This is a genomic window from Streptomyces sp. NPDC043427 (assembly GCF_056436655.1).
Map to the genome: position 1 here is coordinate 113686 of NZ_JBWKCC010000020.1, position 18213 is coordinate 131898.

11 protein-coding genes are annotated in these 18213 nt (G+C 72.4%); 7 read left to right on the plus strand and 4 right to left on the minus strand.

The window, feature by feature from the left end; translation table 11 throughout:
- Window positions 1–3: 3 nt before the first annotated feature.
- A complete protein-coding gene (locus AC067M_RS28535) occupies window positions 4–195 on the plus strand; it encodes a hypothetical protein (protein ID WP_478699896.1) in 192 nt (63 codons plus the stop codon).
- Window positions 196–298: 103 nt separating this feature from the next.
- On the opposite strand, the gene AC067M_RS28540 is transcribed toward AC067M_RS28535, so the two are convergent.
- The 4 genes from AC067M_RS28540 to AC067M_RS28555 form a co-directional block, all read right to left on the minus strand.
- On the minus strand, window positions 299–1027 hold the full coding sequence (locus AC067M_RS28540; RefSeq protein WP_478699897.1) for a hypothetical protein: 729 nt from the start codon (window positions 1025–1027) through the stop codon (window positions 299–301).
- A gap of 287 nt (window positions 1028–1314) precedes the next feature.
- Window positions 1315–2421 (minus strand): peptide chain release factor 2, encoded by a 1107-nt coding sequence (gene prfB / locus AC067M_RS28545; protein WP_478699898.1) that lies wholly within the window; start codon window positions 2419–2421, stop codon window positions 1315–1317.
- Between the two features lie 240 nt (window positions 2422–2661).
- Complete coding sequence (locus AC067M_RS28550) at window positions 2662–3906, minus strand: serine/threonine-protein kinase (RefSeq protein WP_478699899.1); 1245 nt, start codon at window positions 3904–3906, stop codon at window positions 2662–2664.
- 132 nt (window positions 3907–4038) lie between these two features.
- Window positions 4039–5715: a serine/threonine-protein kinase gene (locus AC067M_RS28555; RefSeq protein WP_478699900.1), complete on the minus strand. Its 1677-nt coding sequence runs from the start codon at window positions 5713–5715 to the stop codon at window positions 4039–4041.
- A gap of 345 nt (window positions 5716–6060) precedes the next feature.
- On the opposite strand from AC067M_RS28555, the gene AC067M_RS28560 reads away from it, so the two are divergent.
- From AC067M_RS28560 to AC067M_RS28585, 6 genes are all read left to right on the plus strand, one after another.
- Entirely contained in the window at window positions 6061–9741 is a 3681-nt protein-coding gene (locus tag AC067M_RS28560) for an FHA domain-containing protein (protein ID WP_478699901.1), read from the plus strand.
- Between the two features lie 193 nt (window positions 9742–9934).
- A complete protein-coding gene (locus AC067M_RS28565) occupies window positions 9935–11317 on the plus strand; it encodes an ABC transporter substrate-binding protein (RefSeq protein ID WP_478699902.1) in 1383 nt (460 codons plus the stop codon).
- 7 nt (window positions 11318–11324) lie between these two features.
- Window positions 11325–12668, plus strand: coding sequence for a carbohydrate ABC transporter permease (locus tag AC067M_RS28570; RefSeq protein WP_478699903.1), 1344 nt, complete (start codon window positions 11325–11327; stop codon window positions 12666–12668).
- The gene (locus AC067M_RS28575; protein WP_478699904.1) at window positions 12665–13507 is read left to right on the plus strand and encodes a carbohydrate ABC transporter permease; all 843 of its coding nucleotides are present in this window, start codon (window positions 12665–12667) and stop codon (window positions 13505–13507) included. Before AC067M_RS28570 ends, AC067M_RS28575 begins: the two co-directional genes overlap by 4 nt.
- 151 nt (window positions 13508–13658) lie before the next feature.
- Window positions 13659–15914: a bifunctional glycosyltransferase/CDP-glycerol:glycerophosphate glycerophosphotransferase gene (locus AC067M_RS28580; RefSeq protein WP_478699905.1), complete on the plus strand. Its 2256-nt coding sequence runs from the start codon at window positions 13659–13661 to the stop codon at window positions 15912–15914.
- Window positions 15915–16006: 92 nt separating this feature from the next.
- Entirely contained in the window at window positions 16007–18211 is a 2205-nt protein-coding gene (locus AC067M_RS28585; RefSeq protein WP_478699906.1) for a bifunctional glycosyltransferase/CDP-glycerol:glycerophosphate glycerophosphotransferase, read from the plus strand.
- Window positions 18212–18213: the final 2 nt, after the last annotated feature.

The following is an 18213-nucleotide window of genomic DNA, read 5'->3' on the forward strand; positions in this document are numbered from 1 at the left end:
CGCATGACGTACGACCGGCTGGTGTGCGCTAACTGCGCGGCGCCCGTGAGCGAGGGCCGGTGCCCGGTGTGCCGCGCCAACCGCGAGCGGCTGCAGCAGGACAACTTCTTGGCGGGGCTGAACCCGATGGCGCTCATCACGCTGTTGGCAGTGCTGATCGCCGCGGTGGCGCTGCTGGCGCACCAGACCGCGTAAGGGCCACAGCGGCCCGCTGAAGACGTGCGAGGGGCCCGGAGCGATGCGCTCCGGGCCCCTTACGTGTGCGACGTCCGTACGTTCCGTACGGCAGCGGCTACCGTCAGGCAGCGGCGCCGCCGCGGCCGCCCACCAGGCGCGGCAGGATACGGAAGCCGACACCGCCGGCGATCATCGTGGCGGCGCCGATCACCAGGAAGGTGGTCTGCGCGGCACCGGTCTCGGCGAGCTCCTGACCGTTGCCCTGGGCCTGTGCGTCGGAGCCGGAGTTGCCGGAGCCGGATCCGGTGCTGTCCGATCCGGTGTCGGTCAGGGACGAGGAGCCGGCCTCCTGGGCGGAGTCGTTGGAACCGCCGTCGGGGGCGGTGCCGGTGCCGCCGTTGCCGTTGCCGCCGCCGTTGTCGCCGGTGCCACCGTTGCCGTTGCCGCCACCGTTGTCGCCGGAGCCGCCGCCGTTGCCGTTACCGCCGCCGTTGTCGCCGGAGCCGCCGCCGTTGCCGTTACCGCCGCCGTTGCCGTTACCGGGGTCGGTCGGCGCCGGGTTGGTGGGGGCCGGGTCGGTCGGGGCGGGGTTGGTCGGCGCCGGGGCGGTCGGGGCCGGGTCAGTCGGGGCCGGGTCAGTCGGGGCCGGGTCGGTCGGGCCGGTCGGCAGTTCGGTGGGAACGGGGTCGGTGTCGACGTCGACGCCGACGCCCACGCCCTTCTGGTCGACGCTCAGGCCGACGCCGATGTCGAGTGCCGAAGCGGCACCTGCGGCGGTCAGCGAGGCGCCGGCCGCGATCACGGCCCCGGCGGCGATCCGCGCGACACGTATCCGCGTCTTCTTCGTCATGTGGTTGCTACCCCCAGTAGCTCATCGTCTATGAGGCGGCGTTCGGGGCCGTGATCAACGGAGAAGGAAGTGCGAAGTCCCCCGGTTCACATGCGCCCCAGAGATACGCATGCCGCGCATCACCCTTCCCATTTTTCAAAGCAACGTCAAGGACGTTGCGGGCGCAATGTCCCTCTCCGCCCTTGTTTACTGGGAATTGGAACCTGTGAGTGAGATGTAAAACCCCGACAAACGACAACTGCCGCCCTCGAGGCGGCAGTTGTAACGCGGTGTTCAAGTCGACAAAGTTACTTCTCTTGCTGCTTGCGCCAGCGAATTCCGGCCTCCAGGAACCCGTCGATCTCACCGTTGAACACGGCCTCGGGGTTGCCAACCTCGTGCTCGGTGCGCAGGTCCTTGACCATCTGGTACGGGTGCAGGACGTAGGAACGCATCTGGTTGCCCCAGGAGTTGCCGCCGTCGCCCTTGAGGGCGTCCATCTTGGCCTGCTCCTCCTGCCGGCGCCGCTCCAGCAGCTTGGCCTGGAGGACGTTCATCGCGGTCGCCTTGTTCTGGATCTGCGACCGCTCGTTCTGACAGGAGACGACGATGCCTGTGGGGATGTGGGTGAGGCGCACCGCCGAGTCGGTGGTGTTCACGCCCTGGCCACCGGGGCCGGACGACCGGTACACGTCCACCCGCAGCTCGGACTCGTCGATCTCGATGTGGTCGGTCTGCTCGACCACGGGGAGCACCTCGACGCCCGCGAAGGAGGTCTGGCGGCGGCCCTGGTTGTCGAAGGGCGAGATGCGCACGAGGCGGTGCGTGCCCTGCTCGACGGAGAGGGTGCCGTAGGCGTAGGGGATCTGCACGGCGAAGGTGGTCGACTTGATGCCGGCCTCTTCCGCGTACGAGGTCTCGTAGATCTCCGTCTTGTAGCCGTGCTGCTCGGCCCAGCGCAGGTACATCCGCTGGAGCTTCTCGGCGAAGTCGGCGGCGTCGACGCCGCCGGCCTCGGCGCGGATGTTCACCAGCGCCTCGCGGGAGTCGTACTCACCGCTGAGGAGCGTACGGACCTCCATCTCGTCCAGTGCCTTCTTGACGCCGGCGAGCTCGGACTCGGCCTCGGCGCGGGTGTCCGGGTCGTCCTCCTCCTCGGCCATCTCGAAGAGCACGGCGAGATCGTCGATCCGTCCGCGCAGCGCCTCCGCCTTCCTGACCTCGGCCTGGAGGTGGGACAGCTTGCTGGTGATCTTCTGCGCCTCGTCCGGGTTGTCCCACAGGGACGGCGCGGCCGCCTGCTCCTCGAGCACGGCGATGTCTGCCCTCAGCTTGTCGAGGTCCAGAACGGCCTCGATCGACTCCATGGTCGAGGAGAGGGACTTGAGCTCTTCGGATACATCGACGACTGCCACGCCCCCAGCGTAACGGCTCCGCCAAGCGGGCAGTGCCGGGCGACCCCGGCCGACGTCCGGCCACCCCGTACCGGCGCGCCGCCCCTGGGGGCCCCGCCCCCGGCCCCCCGGACCTTCGCCCACCCACCATCAGGGGCGAGGGGCACTTTCCGTCCGGCCGAATCGGGTGCTGGGTGGGCGTAGGCGGGGTCCAGGGGCGGAGCCCCTGCCGGGGTTGCAGGGGCAGAGCCCCTGCCCGCCTCAGGGCACCGCCGGTGCTGAGCTCTCCGTCGGCTCGTTCGGCGTCGCTCCCGCGTCATCGCCGGAGGTGGCGAGCCACGTACCGACCCCCACCGCGGCCGACAGCACCACCGCTCCCACTCCCAGCGCCAGCCGACGCCGCCGAGTGGCCGCCCGGTGCCGCGCGGAGCCCGGCCGGGGCGCGCCGGAGGCCCGCGGCGCCCGGGCGGTCCCGCGCGCACCCCCCGCCAACTCGTCCGGCGCGGGCACCCGCATCGACGTGTGGGTGTCGCGGTTGGAGTCCGCCGGTTTCGCCCCCGGCACGAGCGGCACGGCCCCCCGCCGCACCGGCGCCGAAGGGACCGGCTCCTCCGGCGGAGCCTCCCGTACGGACTCGTCCTCCGCCTCCGAGTCCGGCTCGTCCACGTCCAGCGGCGGCATCCCCGTCAGCGTCGGCAGCTGCTCCCGCAACCGCGCCGCGAGCTCCGAGGCCCGCAGCCGCGAGGCCGGCGCCTTCGCCAGGCACTGCACGATCAGCTGCCACAGCTCGTCCGGGATGCCCGGCAGCGGCACCACCGTCTCCGTGACGTGCCGCCGCAGCACCGCGCCCGGGTGCCCCCCGCCGAACGGCGTGAAGCCCGCGAGCAGCTCATACAGAACGGTGGCCAGGGCGTAGATGTCCACGGACGCCCTCGGGGGCAGGCCCTCCACGATCTCCGGGGCGAGGTAGTCCGGCGTCCCGATGATCTTCGTGGCCCGGGTCCGACGCGGCGTGTCGATGAGTTTCGCCACGCCGAAGTCCGTCAGCAGCGCGCGGTGCGAGCCGCCGGGGCCGAGAGGGCCCTGCATGTCCAGCAGCACGTTCTCCGGCTTCACGTCCCGGTGGACGACCCCGGCCGCGTGCGCCGCCGCGAGGCCCTCCGCGACGTCCGCCGCGATCGCCACCGCCGCCTCGGGCGCGAGGCGGCGCTCACGGACCAGGCGGGTGCGCAGGTCCGTACCCCGGACGAGGTCCATGACCAGGGCGAGGTCGTTGCCGTCGACCACCAGGTCGCGGACGGAGACGACGTGCGGGTGCTCCAGGCCGAGCAGCGCCGTGCGCTCCTGGACGAAGCGTCCGACGAGTTCCTGGTCGGACGCGAGGTCCTCGCGCAGCAGCTTGATGGCGACGGGGCCGTCCGGCCCCTCACCCAGCCACACCGTGCCGGCGCTGCCCCGCCCCAGGATCTGGTGGGCGGTGTACCGGCTGCCGATCTTCCGTGCCAAGGCTGCTCCTACAGACGCGTGTTGCCGTTAAAAGTACGCGTCCGACGAGCCAACCTTCACCGCGGAGACAGAAATCACCCGCCAGATGTCGACAAATCCACAGAGTCGTGGAAGTCCCGCCGCCAGGCAGTCCTACTGGCCGGAGCTCCCGCCCAGCTCCCCGATCCACCCGGTCACGGTGTCGAACCAGTCGGTGAGCTGCGCCCAGTAGCTCTTGCCGGTGCCGATCCACTCCTGCAGCGGGCTCAGTTCCCAGACCAGCCATCCCGCGACGAACAGGACGACGATCGTGAACAGGCACCCCTTCAGGCAGCCCAGGCCCGGGATCTTCATCGGGTTGGCGCTGCGCTGCCGCGGCGCCCGGGGCTCCCGTTCGGGCCGCTGCTGCGGCTGCTGCGGGGCGGGCGGCGGGGCGTACCGCTGGGGTTGCTGGGGCTGCGGCGTGGCGTACCGCTGCGGCTGTTGCTGCTGCGGATGGCCGTAGCCGGGCTGCGGCCGCTGCTGCGGCCGCTGCTGGGGGCGTTGCTGCGGCGCGGGCCGTGGCTGCTGCTGCGGGCGCGCGACCTGCCGCTGGGGGCGGCGGCGCAGCGGGTCCTCGCCGGGGTCCAGGTACTGCTGGACCTGCGTCTGCTCGTTGCGGTCGCGGGCGGCCCGCAGCTGGTTCTGCCAGGGGTGGGGCTGTTCGGGCGACTGCCCGCCGGGCTGGTTCTGCGGCACGGGCGGCATGACGGCCGTCGGGTCGGCGGCCCCGGTGTTGGGCAGGACGGCGGTGGGGTCCGCGGCGCCCGCGGGGCCGCCGGTGTGGGGCAGCACACTGGTCGCGGCGTTCGGGTCGTAGCCCCCGGCGCCGTTCTGGAAGGCCTGGGTCGGGTCGGCGGAGCCGGGGACGGTCGCGGGCGTCGGGTCGGGCGCGAGCAGCGCGCCGACGTTCTCCGCCGCGGCGATCTGCGCGGAGTTCGCGTGCACGCCGATGCCCTCGGCGACGACGCGCAGGCCGCGCGCGAGGTTCTCGGCGCTGGGCCGTTCGTCGGGGTTCTTGCGCAGGCAGCGCTCGATGACCGTCCAGAGCGGGTCGGGGACCGTGGAGGGGCGGCGGGGCTCGGCGCTCAGGTGCTGGTGCAGTACCTCGAGGGCGGAGCCGCCGGAGAACGGCGGACGGCCGGTGACCAGCTCGTACAGCAGGATGCCGGCGCCGTAGATGTCGACGGCGGACGTCTGCGGGCGGCCCTCGGCGGACTCGGGCGCGACGTACGCGGGCGTGCCGACGAACTCGTGCGTGCGGGTGAGGCCGGGTGAGTCGGCGAGCCGGGCGATGCCGAAGTCGGTGAGCATCGGGTGCATCTGGCCGCCGTTCTGCTGGAGCAGGACGTTGGCGGGCTTCAGGTCGCGGTGCACGACGCCGTCGGCGTGGCTGGCGGCGAGCGCGTCGGCGATCTGGGCGGTGAGCAGAGCGGCGCCGACGGGTGTGAAGGGGCCGTTCTCGCGCAGGTAGCGGTGCAGGTCGGGGCCGTCGACGAGGTCCATGACCAGGGCCAGGAGGTCGCCCTCGACCACCAGGTCGCGCACCCGGACGATGTTCGGGTGGGTCAGGCGGAGCAGGACGGACCGCTCCCGCAGGAACCGCATCACGATGTCCGCGTCGTTCGCGAGCTCCTCCTTGAGGACCTTGATCGCGACGGTCTCTCCGGGCTGGCCGGCCACGGCCGCCTCGGCGCCCGCGGTCTCGCGCTGGCGGGCTCGCCAGACGGTCCCCGTGGCGCCACGTCCGAGCGGCTCCTCGAGGAAGTACTTGCTGCCTACCGGCCGCACGTCATGCGCTCCCTGTTGCTTGCCAATGTTCCGACCCACTGTAGTGCCGTCCCGCCCGGCACCGGGTTGTCGACTTTCCCGGCGGTTTCCCCGGGGCTTGCCCAGGTCGTACGTACACGTTCCCGTCCATGTTCGAAGGAAAGACGCTCACCCCGGTCCACTGGTTGCCGAAGCCGGACGTGACCGATCTCAAGTGATCAATGTCGATGTTGTGGTCAGGCACTTTTGCGGGCAGAGCCGACCAATCAAGATCACTTGACGCCGAGGCAGGGGCGCGGTGTCAGTGACAGGTGCGAGGATGCTGCCAGTTACTGGCCGACGTGCTGGAAGGGACCGCTGACGGCGATGCAGATCCGGCTGACCGTCATAGACCCGCTGGGCCCGCCCTCCGAGACGCGGGCCCGTGCCGCGAGCTGCGACGTGCTGGTGACGGCGCCCGCCGGCACGGCCCTCGCGGCGGTGGCGTCGGCCCTGGCCTCGGCGGTCTCCGGTGACGGGGGTCCCGCTCCCGCCGAGCGCGGACGCGAGCAGGGCGGTGGTCCCGCCTCGCGCGGCCGGGAGCACACCGGCGCCACCGTGGTGCTGTACTCCGGCGCGGAGCGGCTGGACGCCCAGCGCTGCACCCTCGGCGAGCCCCCACTGATCGACGGCGCCGTGCTGTCCCTGGGCGCCCCCGCCGACCCCGAGCCCCACCCCGAGGTCGACGACGCCCCTGCGCAGCTGCATGTGGTCGCAGGACCCGACGCCGGCGGGGTCCATCTGCTGCACGGCGGGCAGATCCACGTGGGCCGCTCCGCCGACGCCGACGTCCCGCTCGACGACCCCGACGTCTCCCGTCTGCACTGCGCGGTCACCCTCTCCTCCGACGGCCGCGTCACGGTCGCCGACCTCGGCTCCACCAACGGCACCACGCTGGAGGGCACCCGCGTGGGCTCCCGCCCGGTCCGTCTGGCACCGGGCGCCCTGCTGCGCATCGGCGAGTCGGCCGTGCGTCTGGCCCCCGCCGGGGGCCCCGGCGCGCGCGTCCCGACGACGCCCGACGGCGAGGGGCACGTGCGCGTGTCGTGCGGCGGAGCCGCCGAGACGGACACCGGGGACTCCGGCAGCGGCGTTGCGACACCGGCGGCGACCCGACGGCCGTTCACGGTCCACGCGCGCGTGCCGAGCCCCGGGGGCACGGGCGCCACCTCCTCGCGTGAGTCGCCGGCGACGGACCGGACGGCCCATGCCGCGGCCGACGCGACCGACCAGGGCGAGCCGTCCGGGGACACCAGGCACGCCCACGGCGCCGTCGACTGGGCCGCCACCGCCACGCCCCCGGGCGCCCGGCCCCGCGCCTCGGCGGAACCGCCCGTGGTGCCGGGCCAGGGCGGGGCACCACGCATCGAGACCCCAGACGACCCGCACAGCACGCGGTCGCGGGTCAGCGGTACGGCATCCCGCAGCACCGCCGCCGATGCGACGCCCCGACGCTCCGCCCCCGGCACTCCCTCCCACGGCGCCCCCGGCGACGGCGGTGAAACCCACGGCGGCGGGTTCGTCTTCGGTGCGCCCGGCACCGACGGAGCCGCCCCCGCACGCTCCGGCACCGACCGACCGTCCGCCCCCGCCCCCACAGACCCGGACCCCCGCGAAACCGCCCACCGCAAAGGCACCCCCCTCCGCGGCACCGACGTCCCACAGGGCGTCCGCAAGCGCGGAGGCCTGTCCGCTTGGGCGCGCCGCCTGAAGGGCGGGCGCGGCACACAGGAGACGCCCGGGAGCGAGGCGTACGTCGCCGAGGAGGCGACCGGCGCGGTTCCCGAGCCGGTGGTCGTCGCCCCCGGGATGCCGGAGACCTGGCCGGACCCGGCCGCGCTGCTGCTGACGGCGCTGGGCCCCGGCCCCCGGCTGTGGGAGCGCGGACCGGGCCACCCGGAGGCACTGACGGTACGGCTGGGCACGGCCGACCGGGCCGCGCCCGACGGCTCGGGCCTGCTGCCCGCGGTGCCGGTGACGGCGGACCTGCGCGAGGCCGGGTCCCTGGGCCTGGCCGGACCGCGCACGCGGCTGTCCGGGCTGGCCCGCGCGGTGCTGGCCCAGCTGGCCGCGCTGCACTCCCCCGATGCCCTGGAGATCGTCCTGATCAGCACGGACCGCTCGCGTCCGCTGGAGGAACGTGTCGCCGAGTGGTCCTGGTTGGGCTGGCTGCCCCACCTGCGCCCGGGCCACGGCCAGGACTGCCGCCTCCTCCTCGCCCACGACCGCGAACAGGCCGCCGCCCGCACCGGCGAACTCCTGCGCCGGCTGGAGGACCAGCTGTCGGAGACCGGCACGGCACCGGCAGCCGACCGCGGCACCCCCGACCACGCCCCCGCCGACCGGTCCCACCGCCGCCCCTCCTGGGCCCAGGGCGCCGATGCCAAGGACGCCGCTCACCCGGGGCCGTACACCGTGGTGGTCGTCGACGGCGATCCCGGGGGCGCCGACCTACGGGAGGCGGTGGCGCGGCTGGCGGTGGAGGGCCCGCGGGCCGGGATACACGTCGTGTGCCTGGCGGAGACGGCGCCCGCCTCGCCCGCGTCGCCGGTGACGGAGACGTACGAGGCGGCCTGTACGGCGTCGCCGACGTTCCGCGAGTGCGGTGCGGTGGCGCTGCTCAGCGGGGACGTGGCGACGGCTCTGCGGCTGTTGCGGATCGCGCGGACCCCGACGGAGCAGGACCGTGCCGACGGGCACCCGAACCGGCGCTCCGGTCCCGTCGGCCACGGCACGGTGGCCGTCGTGGACGCCGTCTCCCCCGCCTGGGCGGAACGGTTCGCGCGGGCGCTGGCACCGCTGCGCACGGACGGCACCGGCGGCGAGCGCCACGCGCGTGTGTCGGCACCGCTGCCCCAGGCGGCACGGCTGCTGGACGAGCTCGGTCTCGCCCGGGCCACCCCCGCGTCCCTGATGGCGCGCTGGGCGGACGCGGCTGACGACGCCGAGGCGCTGGGTGGGCGGGCCAGGGCCGTGCTCGGCGCCGGTCCGCGCGGGCCGGTCGGTGTGGACCTCGTCGCCGACGGCCCGCACCTGCTGATCGAGGGCCCGGCGAGCAGCGGGCGTACGGAACTGCTGCGGGCCGTCGTCGCCTCGCTCGCCGCCGCCGAGCGTCCCGACCGGCTCGGCATCGTCCTCGTCGACGGCCGGGACACCGTGAGCACGGGCGGCACCGGCCACGGCGAGGGCTTGCGCGTCTGTACGGACGTACCGCATGTCACCACGCATCTCGCCGCGAACGACCCGGTCCGCATGCGGGAGTTCGCGCAGTCGCTGAGCGCCGAGCTGAAGCGGCGGGCCGAGTTGCTCGGGCGGTCCGACTTCGCCGAGTGGCACACCCACCGTGAGGTGTCGGGCCGGATCGTCGCCCAACGCGGCGCGTCGCGCGGCACATCCCCGGCGGGGGCCGGTGCGGGGGATCTCGACACCCCACCCAGTTCCACGCTGCGTTTGCGCCCCTCCGCGGCCGCGCGCCGGCAGACGGAGGCCGCGCCGCCGCTGCCCCGGCTGGTGGTGGTCGTCGACGACCTGGACGCGCTGGTCTCGCCCCCGCTCGGTTCACCCGGGCGGCCTGCGGCCGGGTCAGTGGTGCGGGCGTTGGAGTCGGTGGCCCGGGACGGTGAGCGGCTCGGCGTGCACCTGGTGGCGGCGGCCGCGCTGGGAGGCCGTACGGCGGAGTCGGAGACCACCCGGCGGGCCGCGCTGCGGATCACCCTCGAAGCGCCCGGGGCGGGCCCTGACGAGCCGTCAGCGGGTCGCGGGCGCCTGGCCCACGGGGACGGAGGGCTCATACCGTTCCAGGGTGGGCGCGTCACGGGACGCATCCCGCGCACGGCCACCCTGCGCCCCACGGTGGTTCCCCTGGACTGGCAGCGCATGGGAGACCCGCCGACCCGGCGGCCCGTGCGGGAACTGGGCAACGGCCCCACCGACCTCGCCCTGCTGGCCAGCGCGTTGGAGCGGGCGGCCCGGCAGGTCTCGGCGGCGGAGGTGCCGTCACTGCTCTGAAACCTGCATGGCCGGACCTGACGAACCGTCCGTCATCGGCCGGACCAGTCCGGTCCGTCTGAGACACAGTCACGAGGCGGTCACGATCCCCCGGTTGACAAGGTAGGCGCTCTTGCCGACCCCTGGCTCCCGGCGTAGACCAGTGCCACGGGACACGCTCGAACGTTCGACGAGGACGAAGAACGGGGCAGTGATGGTCAGCAGGAGCAGCACTCACCGGACACGCAGGGCCGCGAAGGCGGCAGCCGCCCTCCTCTCGGGAGCCCTCGCGCTCTCGCTCACCGCGTGCGGCGGCAGCGACGACGACAAGAACAGCGACAAACCCTCCGACAGCAGCAAGGCACCCGGCACCTCCCTCTCCCTTCCCAAGCTGGACGGCACGACCCTGCAGGTCGCCGCCGTGTGGACCGGCGCCGAACAGGCCAACTTCAAGAAGGTCCTCGCCGAGTTCGAGAAACGCACCGGCGCCAAGGTCACCTTCGTGCCCGCGCAGGACCCCATCGTCAACTTCCTCGGCTCGAAGATCGCGGGTGGAGCGCCGCCCGACGTGGCGATGCTCCCGCAGGTCGGCGCGATCAAGCAGGCCGTGGACAAGAAGTGGGCGAAGCCGCTCGGGGCCGAGGCACAGGCGGAGCTCGCGAAGAACTACTCCCAGGGCTGGCAGGACCTCGGCAAGGTCGACGGCAAGCAGTACGGCGTCTACTACAAGGCCGCCAACAAGTCGCTGATCTGGTACAACGCCAAGGTCTTCGAGAACGCGGGGGCGAACGAGCCCAAGACGTGGAAGGATCTCGTCACCGCCGCGCAGGCCATCTACGACTCAGGCGTGACGCCGTTCTCCATAGGCGGAGCGGACGGCTGGACGCTCACCGACTGGTTCGAGAACGTCTATCTCTCGCAGGCGGGGCCGGAGAAGTACGACCAGCTCGCCCAGCACAAGATCAAGTGGACGGACCCTTCCGTGAAGGAGGCGCTGACCACGCTGGCCGGGATCTGGGGCAAGAAGGACTTCATCGCGGGCGGTGCCGGCGGGGCGCTGCAGACGGAGTTCCCGGCCTCGGTGACCCAGACCTTCACCGGCGGCGACCAGCCGAAGGCGGGCATGGTCTTCGAGGGCGACTTCGTGCAGGTCAACATCGGTGAGACGAAGGCCAAGGTGGGCACCGACGCGAAGGTGTTCCCGTTCCCGGCGGTGGGCGACACCGCGCCGGTGGTCTCCGGCGGTGACGCGGCGGTCATCCTGAAGGACTCCAAGGGCGCCCAGGCGCTGGCCACCTTCCTGGCGTCGCCGGACGCGGCCACCGTGCAGGCCAAGCTGGGCGGCTATCTCTCGCCCAACAAGAACGTCGACCTGTCCTCGTACCCGAACGAGGTGCAGAAGAAGATGGCCGAGGCGCTGATCGCGGCCGGTGACGACTTCCGCTTCGACATGTCCGACCAGGCACCGCAGGCCTTCGGCGGCACGCCCGGCAAGGGCGAGTGGAAGGATCTCCAGGACTTCCTGAAGAGCCCGACGGATGTCGCGGGCACGCAGAAGAAGCTGGAGCAGGCCGCGGCACAGGCGTACGGGAGCTGATCCGGCGATGACGTCGCCACCGGCGGCAGGGGTCACCACGGCCCCTGCCGCTCCGCGCAGTCGCAAGAGCGTGACCGGCACCCGCAAGGCCGTGGCAGCCCTGTTCCTGTTGCCCGCCCTGGTGTTGCTGGGCGCGCTCGTGGTGTACCCGATCGGGTACTCGGTCGTCCGCAGCTTCTCCAACCAGTCCGGCGACGGCTTCGCCGGCTTCGACAACTACGAGGCCCTGTTCACCGACGACGGCATCCGCACCGCGCTGAAGAACAACATCCTCTGGGTGGTGTTCGCGCCGACCGTCGCGACCGCCCTCGGTCTGATCTTCGCGGTGCTGACCGAACGGGTGCGCTGGGGCACGGCGTTCAAGCTGGTCGTCTTCATGCCGATGGCGATCTCGATGCTGGCGGCCGGCATCATCTTCCGTCTCGTCTACGACCAGGACCCGGACAAGGGCGTCGCCAACGCCGTCTGGGTGGGCGTGCACGACACCTTCGCCCAGTCGTCGGCGTTCCCGAAGGCGCATCCGGGGCGGGACTCGCCGCTCCAGGCGCAGAGCGGCGGGTTCCTCACCAAGGCCCCCGTCCGCACGGGTGACACGATCCTGCTCCCCCTGGTCGGCGTCGCCCCCGACCAGATGCCCGACAGCGCGAAGAGAGCCGTGGCACCGAAGGCCGAGCCGGGGAAGATCACCGGAACGACCTGGCAGGACTTCACCCGCGGCAAGGGCGTCGGCGTCCTCGGCAAGCCCGACCCGGCGGAACTGGGCTACGCCGGGATGCGGATCGAGGCCGTCAGGGACGGCAAGGTGGTCGCGTCGACGAAGGCCTCCGACGACGGCACCTTCACCCTTCCGGACAAGGCCGACGGGGCTCAGCTGCGGCTGCCCGCGAGCAACTTCAAGGAGCCGTACAACGGACTGGACTGGCTCGGCCCTTCGCTGGTCACCCCGGCGATCATCGGGTCGTACATCTGGATGTGGGCGGGCTTCGCGATGGTGCTGATCGCGGCGGGGCTCGCGGGGATGCCGCGGGAGCTGCTGGAGGCGGCCCGGGTCGACGGGGCCAGCGAGTGGCAGGTGTTCCGCAGGGTCACCGTGCCCCTCCTCGCGCCGGTCCTCGCGGTCGTCGCCGTCACCCTGATGATCAACGTGCTGAAGGTCTTCGACCTGGTCTTCATCATCGCGCCGGGCTCCTCGCAGGACGACGCGAACGTGCTCGCCCTGGAGCTGTACCGGAAGGGCTTCGCCGAGGACCAGCCGGGCATCGCCAGCGCCATCTCGGTGTTCCTGCTGCTGCTCGTCATCCCGGTGATGTGGTTCAACATCCGGCGGCTCAGGCGGGAGGTGCGGCGATGACGAAGTGGCTCGTGCAGAAGGTCAACGGTGGCCTGGTGCGCGTCTTCCTGCTCCTCATCGGCCTGTTCTGGCTCGTGCCGACCATCGGTCTGCTGCTGTCGTCGCTGCGCACCCCGCAGGACATGGCGGCGAGCGGCTGGTGGACGGTCTTCTCCAAGCCGTCCCAGCTCACCTTCGACGCCTACGACAAGCTCCTGCAGAACAGCGACATCACCGACTCCCTGGTCAACACCGTGCTGATCACGGTCCCGGCGACGGTCCTGGTCGTGGTGATCGGCTCGCTCGCGGGCTACGCGTTCGCGTGGATGGAGTTCCCGGGCCGGGACTGGTGGTTCCTGGGCGTGGTGGGGCTGCTGGTGGTGCCGGTGCAGGTGGCGCTGATCCCGATCGCCGAACTGTTCGGCAAGATCGGTCTGTTCGGTTCCGTCCTCGGGGTGATCCTCTTCCATGTGGGCTTCGGTCTGCCCTTCGCGGTGTTCCTGCTGCGGAACTTCTTCGCGGAGATCCCGAAGGAGCTGCTGGAGGCGGCCCGCCTGGACGGCGCCGGTGAACTGCGCCTGTTCGCCCGCGTCGTGATGCCGCTCGGCGGGCCCGCGATCGCGAGCCTGGGCATCTTCCAGTTCCTGTGGGTGTGGAACGACATGCTGGTCGCGCTGGTGTTCACCGACTCCGGCAGCCAGCCGATCACGGTCGCCCTGCAGACACAGGTACGGCAGTTCGGCAACAACATCGACGTCCTGGCGCCCGGCGCGTTCATCTCGATGGTGATCCCGCTGGCCGTGTTCTTCGCGTTCCAGCGGCAGTTCGTGTCCGGTGTGATGGCGGGCGCGGTCAAGTAGCGAGAAGCGGAGCGTTTCTGAGCGGGTGGGCCGACACCGGCCCGCCCGCTCGCGTTCACCCACGATCCCCCGTATGCCGTACCGAACCGTAACCAATTCACTCCATTGGCCGTTCCCGGGCAGAACGCCCGCGCCGACCCATGGATGCCCCTTGCCCAGGTTCAGTGTCATCGTCCCCGCGTACAAGGTTCAGGCGTACCTGCACGAGTGCCTCGAATCGGTGCTTTCCCAGTCCTGTCCCGATCTGGAACTGATCGCGGTCGACGACTGCTCGCCGGACGCCTGCGGCGAGATCATCGACGAGTTCGCCGCCCGCGACCCGCGGGTGAAGGCGCTGCACCTGCCGGAGAACCAGGGCCTGGGCCGTGCCCGCAACGCCGGGATGGAGCAGGCGACCGGCGACTACCTGCTCTTCCTGGACTCCGACGACACCCTCACCCCCGACGCGCTGTTCGCCGTCTCCGACCGGCTGAAGGAGACCGGCGAACCGGACGTCCTGCTCTTCGACTACGCGCGCACGTATTGGTCGGGCGAGGCGGTCCGCAACAAGGTCGCCCCGCAGCTCACCGAGCAGGGCCCGGCCCCCTTCCGTCTGGAGGACCGCCCGGGCCTGCTGCGGGTGCTGATGGTGGCGTGGAACAAGGTGTACCGGCGGGACTTCGTCGAGCGCGAGGGCCTGACCTTCCCGCCCGGCTACTACGAGGACACGCCCTGGACGTACCCGGCCCTGATGGCCGCGGAGTCCCTCGCCACCCTCGACCGGGTCTGCGTGCACTACCGCCAGCGCCGGCAGGGCAACATCCTCGGCACCACCAGCCGCCGGCACTTCGACGTGTTCGAGCAGTACGACCGGGTCTTCGCGTTCGTCGCCGAGCGCCCCGAACTCGCCCGCTGGCGGCCGGTGCTGTTCCGCCGCATGGTCGACCACTTCACGACGATCTTCACGCGGCGGGGCCGGCTCCCGCGCGGCACCCGCGCCGAGTTCCTGCGCAAGGCCCGCGCCCACTACCGCCGTTACCGCGTCCCGGGCGCCCCGGCCCCCCTGCGCGCCCGACTGCGCCACACCCTGGTCCGCCTGGGCCTGCACCGCACGTACCGCGCCCTGCAACTGGCCATGGCGCTGCGCCGCCGCACCCGCGGGCGCGTCGCCAAGCTCGCCCGGTCCCTGAAGGCGGCCCTCCTCCAACTCCACTACAGGATCCAGCTCCACCTGCCCCTGCGCGCCGACCGGGCCGTCTTCAGCGCCTACTGGGGCCGCGGCCACGGCTGCAACCCGGGCGCCTTGGAGCAGGCGCTGCGCACCCACGCCCCACATGTGCGCACGGCGTGGATCGCGCGTCCCGAGTACCAGGACACGGTTCCCGAGGGCACCCGTCGGCTGAGCCCGGGTTCGGCCGCGTACTGGACGGCGCTCGCCCGCTCCAAGTACCTGGTGAACAACGTCAACTTCGACCGCCGTCTGGTCAAGCGCCCCGGCCAGGTCTTCGTCCAGACCCAACACGGCACGCCCCTCAAGCACATGGGCCTGGACCTGCGCGAGCACCCGGCGGCCGCCCGTGACATGGACTTCGGGGAGCTCCTGCGGGGCGTCGACAAGTGGGACTACGTCCTGTCCGCCAACCGCCACACCACACTGACCTGGGAGCGCGTCTACCCCGGCGGCTACACCACTCTCCCTTACGGCTATCCGCGCAACGACGTCTTCCAGCGGGCCACCTCGGCGGACGTGACCCGGCTGCGCGAGTCGCTCGGCATCCCGCAGGACGCGATCGCGATCCTGTACGCGCCGACCCACCGCGACTACCGCCGCACCCAGCGCAGCCCCCTCGACCCGGAGCGCGTCCTGCGCCGCCTCGGCCCGCGCTTCGTGATCCTGGCCCGCGCCCACTACTGGCACGGCGGCCCCCTCGACCCGAGCGACCGCGTCATCGACGTCACCGACCACCCGAGCGTCGAGTCGCTCTGCCTGGCCTCGGACGCCCTGGTCACCGACTACTCGTCGATCATGTTCGACTACGCCAACCTCGACCGGCCGATCGTCCTGCACACCGAGGACTGGGAGGCGTACGACGCGGCCCGCGGCACCTACTTCGACCCCCGCTCCTTCCCGCCGGGCGCGATCGCGCGTAGTGAGGACGAGCTGATCGACATCTTCGCCACCGGCCACTGGCGCGGCTCCCGCTCGGCGCAGCTGCGGGCCGCGTTCCGGGAGCGGTTCTGCCCGTACGACGACGGACGTGCCGCCGAGCGGGTCGTACGGCGTGTCGTGCTGGGCGAGACGGAGGTGTTGCCGGTCGTGCCACTGGCCGAGCGCCACCCGGTGCCGTCGGTGGCGGGCCTGGCCGACTCGCCGTTCGCCGCCGTGCCGCAATCCACCGGTTCCGTGCCCGTCACCGACCGCCGCTGAACACCGTTCTCTCTTCCGGGAGTTCACCCCTCACGGCCTGAGAGCACCGCACACCGCCCGGGCGACACCGGACCGACAACAGAAAGAGCAGAATGCCCCGCTTCAGCATCATCGTCCCGTCCCATGGGGTGGCAGGTCGGCTGTCCCTGGCACTGGACTCCGTCCTCGCCCAGTCCTTCGGCGACTTCGAGCTGATCCCGGTGTGCGACGCGCCCGACTCCCCCGCGGCCGGCGTCGCCACCGGGTACGCGGAGCGGGACTCACGGGTGGCGCCGGTGCACTCACCGCCGTCGGCCGGTCTGGCCGGGGCGCGCAACACCGGGATGCGGGTGGCGACCGGTGCGTACCTGCTGTTCCTCGACGGCGACGACGTCCTCGCGCCGGGCGCCCTCTCGGCGCTGGACGCACGACTGCGAGAGACCGACGGCGTGGACGTCCTGTACTTCGAGCACGAGCGCACCCCCTGGTGGGAGGGCGACCCCACCAACCCGGCCGCACCCCTGCTGGCGAAGGCGCCGAAGGGGGCCTTCGCTCCCGACCAGGCCCCGCAGATCACCGGCGTGCGGCTCCCGGCGTGGAGCGCGGCCTACCGCAGGGCGTTCCTCACCGAGCGCCGACTGGCCTTCCCCGAAGGGCACTTCACGGACCTCGGCTTCGGCGGCCTGGTCACCGTCGCGGCCGAGCGGGTGGCGGTGCTGCGCCGGGTCGTCGTACGGCATCTGCTGCGCAGGCAGGGCAGCCGGCTGAACCTGCCCGGCGCGCACCACGCCGAACTGCTCGACCAGACCGAGCTGGTGCTCACCCGGGCCGCGGAGGAGGAGCTGTCTGCGGAGCGGCTCGGCCCCGTGTTCGAGCAGCTGTTCGCCGCCGTCCTCAAGACGGCCGCCCACCCCCGGCGGCTGCCGCCGCGCCGCCGCCGCGCCTTCTTCCGCCGGGCGGGCAAGCTGTACCGGCGTCACCGCCCCGCCGGTTTCCGGGCACCCGGCGGCAGCCTGCGGGTGCAGCACCAGCTGCTGTCGACGGGGGCGTACGCGGCGTTCCGCGCGCTGCGCGGCGCCAACCGGGCGGCGACGCTGGCCGCCGAGCGGGTCCCCCGCCCCCACCTGCTGCGCACCCGTCTGCACTACCGGCGCCATCTCGGCCGCCGCCTCGACGCGAACCTCGCCGTGTACTGCGCCTACTGGGGCCGCGGCTACGCCTGCAACCCCGCCGCGATCCACGCCAAGGCCCGCGAACTCGCCCCGCACATCCGCTCGGTGTTCCTGGTCGAGCCCGATCAGGCGCACACCGTGCCGAAGGACGTCGACCACGCGGTGATCGGCAGCCGCCGCTCCTGGGAGGTCCTGGCCCGCGCCAAGTACCTGGTGAACAACGCCAATTTCGCGGAGGGCGTGGTCAAGCGCGAGGGCAGCGTGCACCTGCAGACCCAGCACGGCACGCCGCTGAAGAAGATGGGCGTCGACCAGTCGACGTACCCGGTGGTGGCGGCCGCGACCGGCAGCTTCGCCAAGCTGCTGGGCCGCGTGGACCGATGGGACTACAACCTCTCCTCCAACAGCCACTCCACCCGCATGTGGGAGCGCGCCTTCCCGGGCTCCTACGAGCACCTGGAGTACGGCTATCCGCGCAACGACGTCTACTACACGGCGACCGCGGACGACGTGGCCCGCGTCCGGGGGGTGCTGGGCGTCCCGGAGGGCAAGACGGCTGTCCTGTACGCGCCCACCCACCGGGACTACCAGACCGGCTTCGACAGCGGCCTCGATCTGGAGGCGTTCTGTGAGGCGGCCGGCGAGGACGTCGTCGTCCTGCTGCGCGCCCACTACTTCTACGACCGGGGCGGCCGCCGCAGCAGCGGCCGGATCATCGACGTCACCGGGCACCGCTCCTCGGAGGACGTCTGCCTGGCCGCCGACGCGCTGGTCACCGACTACTCGTCGATCATGTTCGACTACGCCAACCTCGACCGGCCGATCGTCGTGTACGCCGACGACTGGGAGGTCTACCAGGAGACCCGGGGCGTCTACTTCGACCTCCTCCAGGCACCGCCCGGCCCGGTGGCCCGCACACCCCAGGAGCTGGCGCGCGTGTTCCGTGACGGCTCGTACGCGGGACCGGAGTCGGCGTCCCTGCGGGCCGCGTTCCGTGAGCGGTTCTGCCAGTTCGACGACGGCCGGGCCGCCGAGCGCGTCGTGCGCCGGGTGCTGCTCGGCGAGCCGCCCGAGGCGATTGCGCCCGTGCTCCCGCTCGCGGAGCGTGTCCCGGCCCCCGCCGCCTCCCCCCTCGTAAGGAGCTGACG

Bases quoted from the DNA above. Each gene is read 5' to 3' on its own strand.
- AC067M_RS28535 (WP_478699896.1), top strand. From the start codon at position 4: ATGACGTACGACCGGCTGGTGTGCGCTAACTGCGCGGCGCCCGTGAGC.
- AC067M_RS28540 (WP_478699897.1), bottom strand. From the start codon at position 1,027: ATGACGAAGAAGACGCGGATACGTGTCGCGCGGATCGCCGCCGGGGCC.
- AC067M_RS28560 (WP_478699901.1), top strand. From the start codon at position 6,061: ATGCAGATCCGGCTGACCGTCATAGACCCGCTGGGCCCGCCCTCCGAG.
- AC067M_RS28565 (WP_478699902.1), top strand. From the start codon at position 9,935: ATGGTCAGCAGGAGCAGCACTCACCGGACACGCAGGGCCGCGAAGGCG.
- AC067M_RS28570 (WP_478699903.1), top strand. From the start codon at position 11,325: ATGACGTCGCCACCGGCGGCAGGGGTCACCACGGCCCCTGCCGCTCCG.
- AC067M_RS28575 (WP_478699904.1), top strand. From the start codon at position 12,665: ATGACGAAGTGGCTCGTGCAGAAGGTCAACGGTGGCCTGGTGCGCGTC.
- AC067M_RS28585 (WP_478699906.1), top strand. From the start codon at position 16,007: ATGCCCCGCTTCAGCATCATCGTCCCGTCCCATGGGGTGGCAGGTCGG.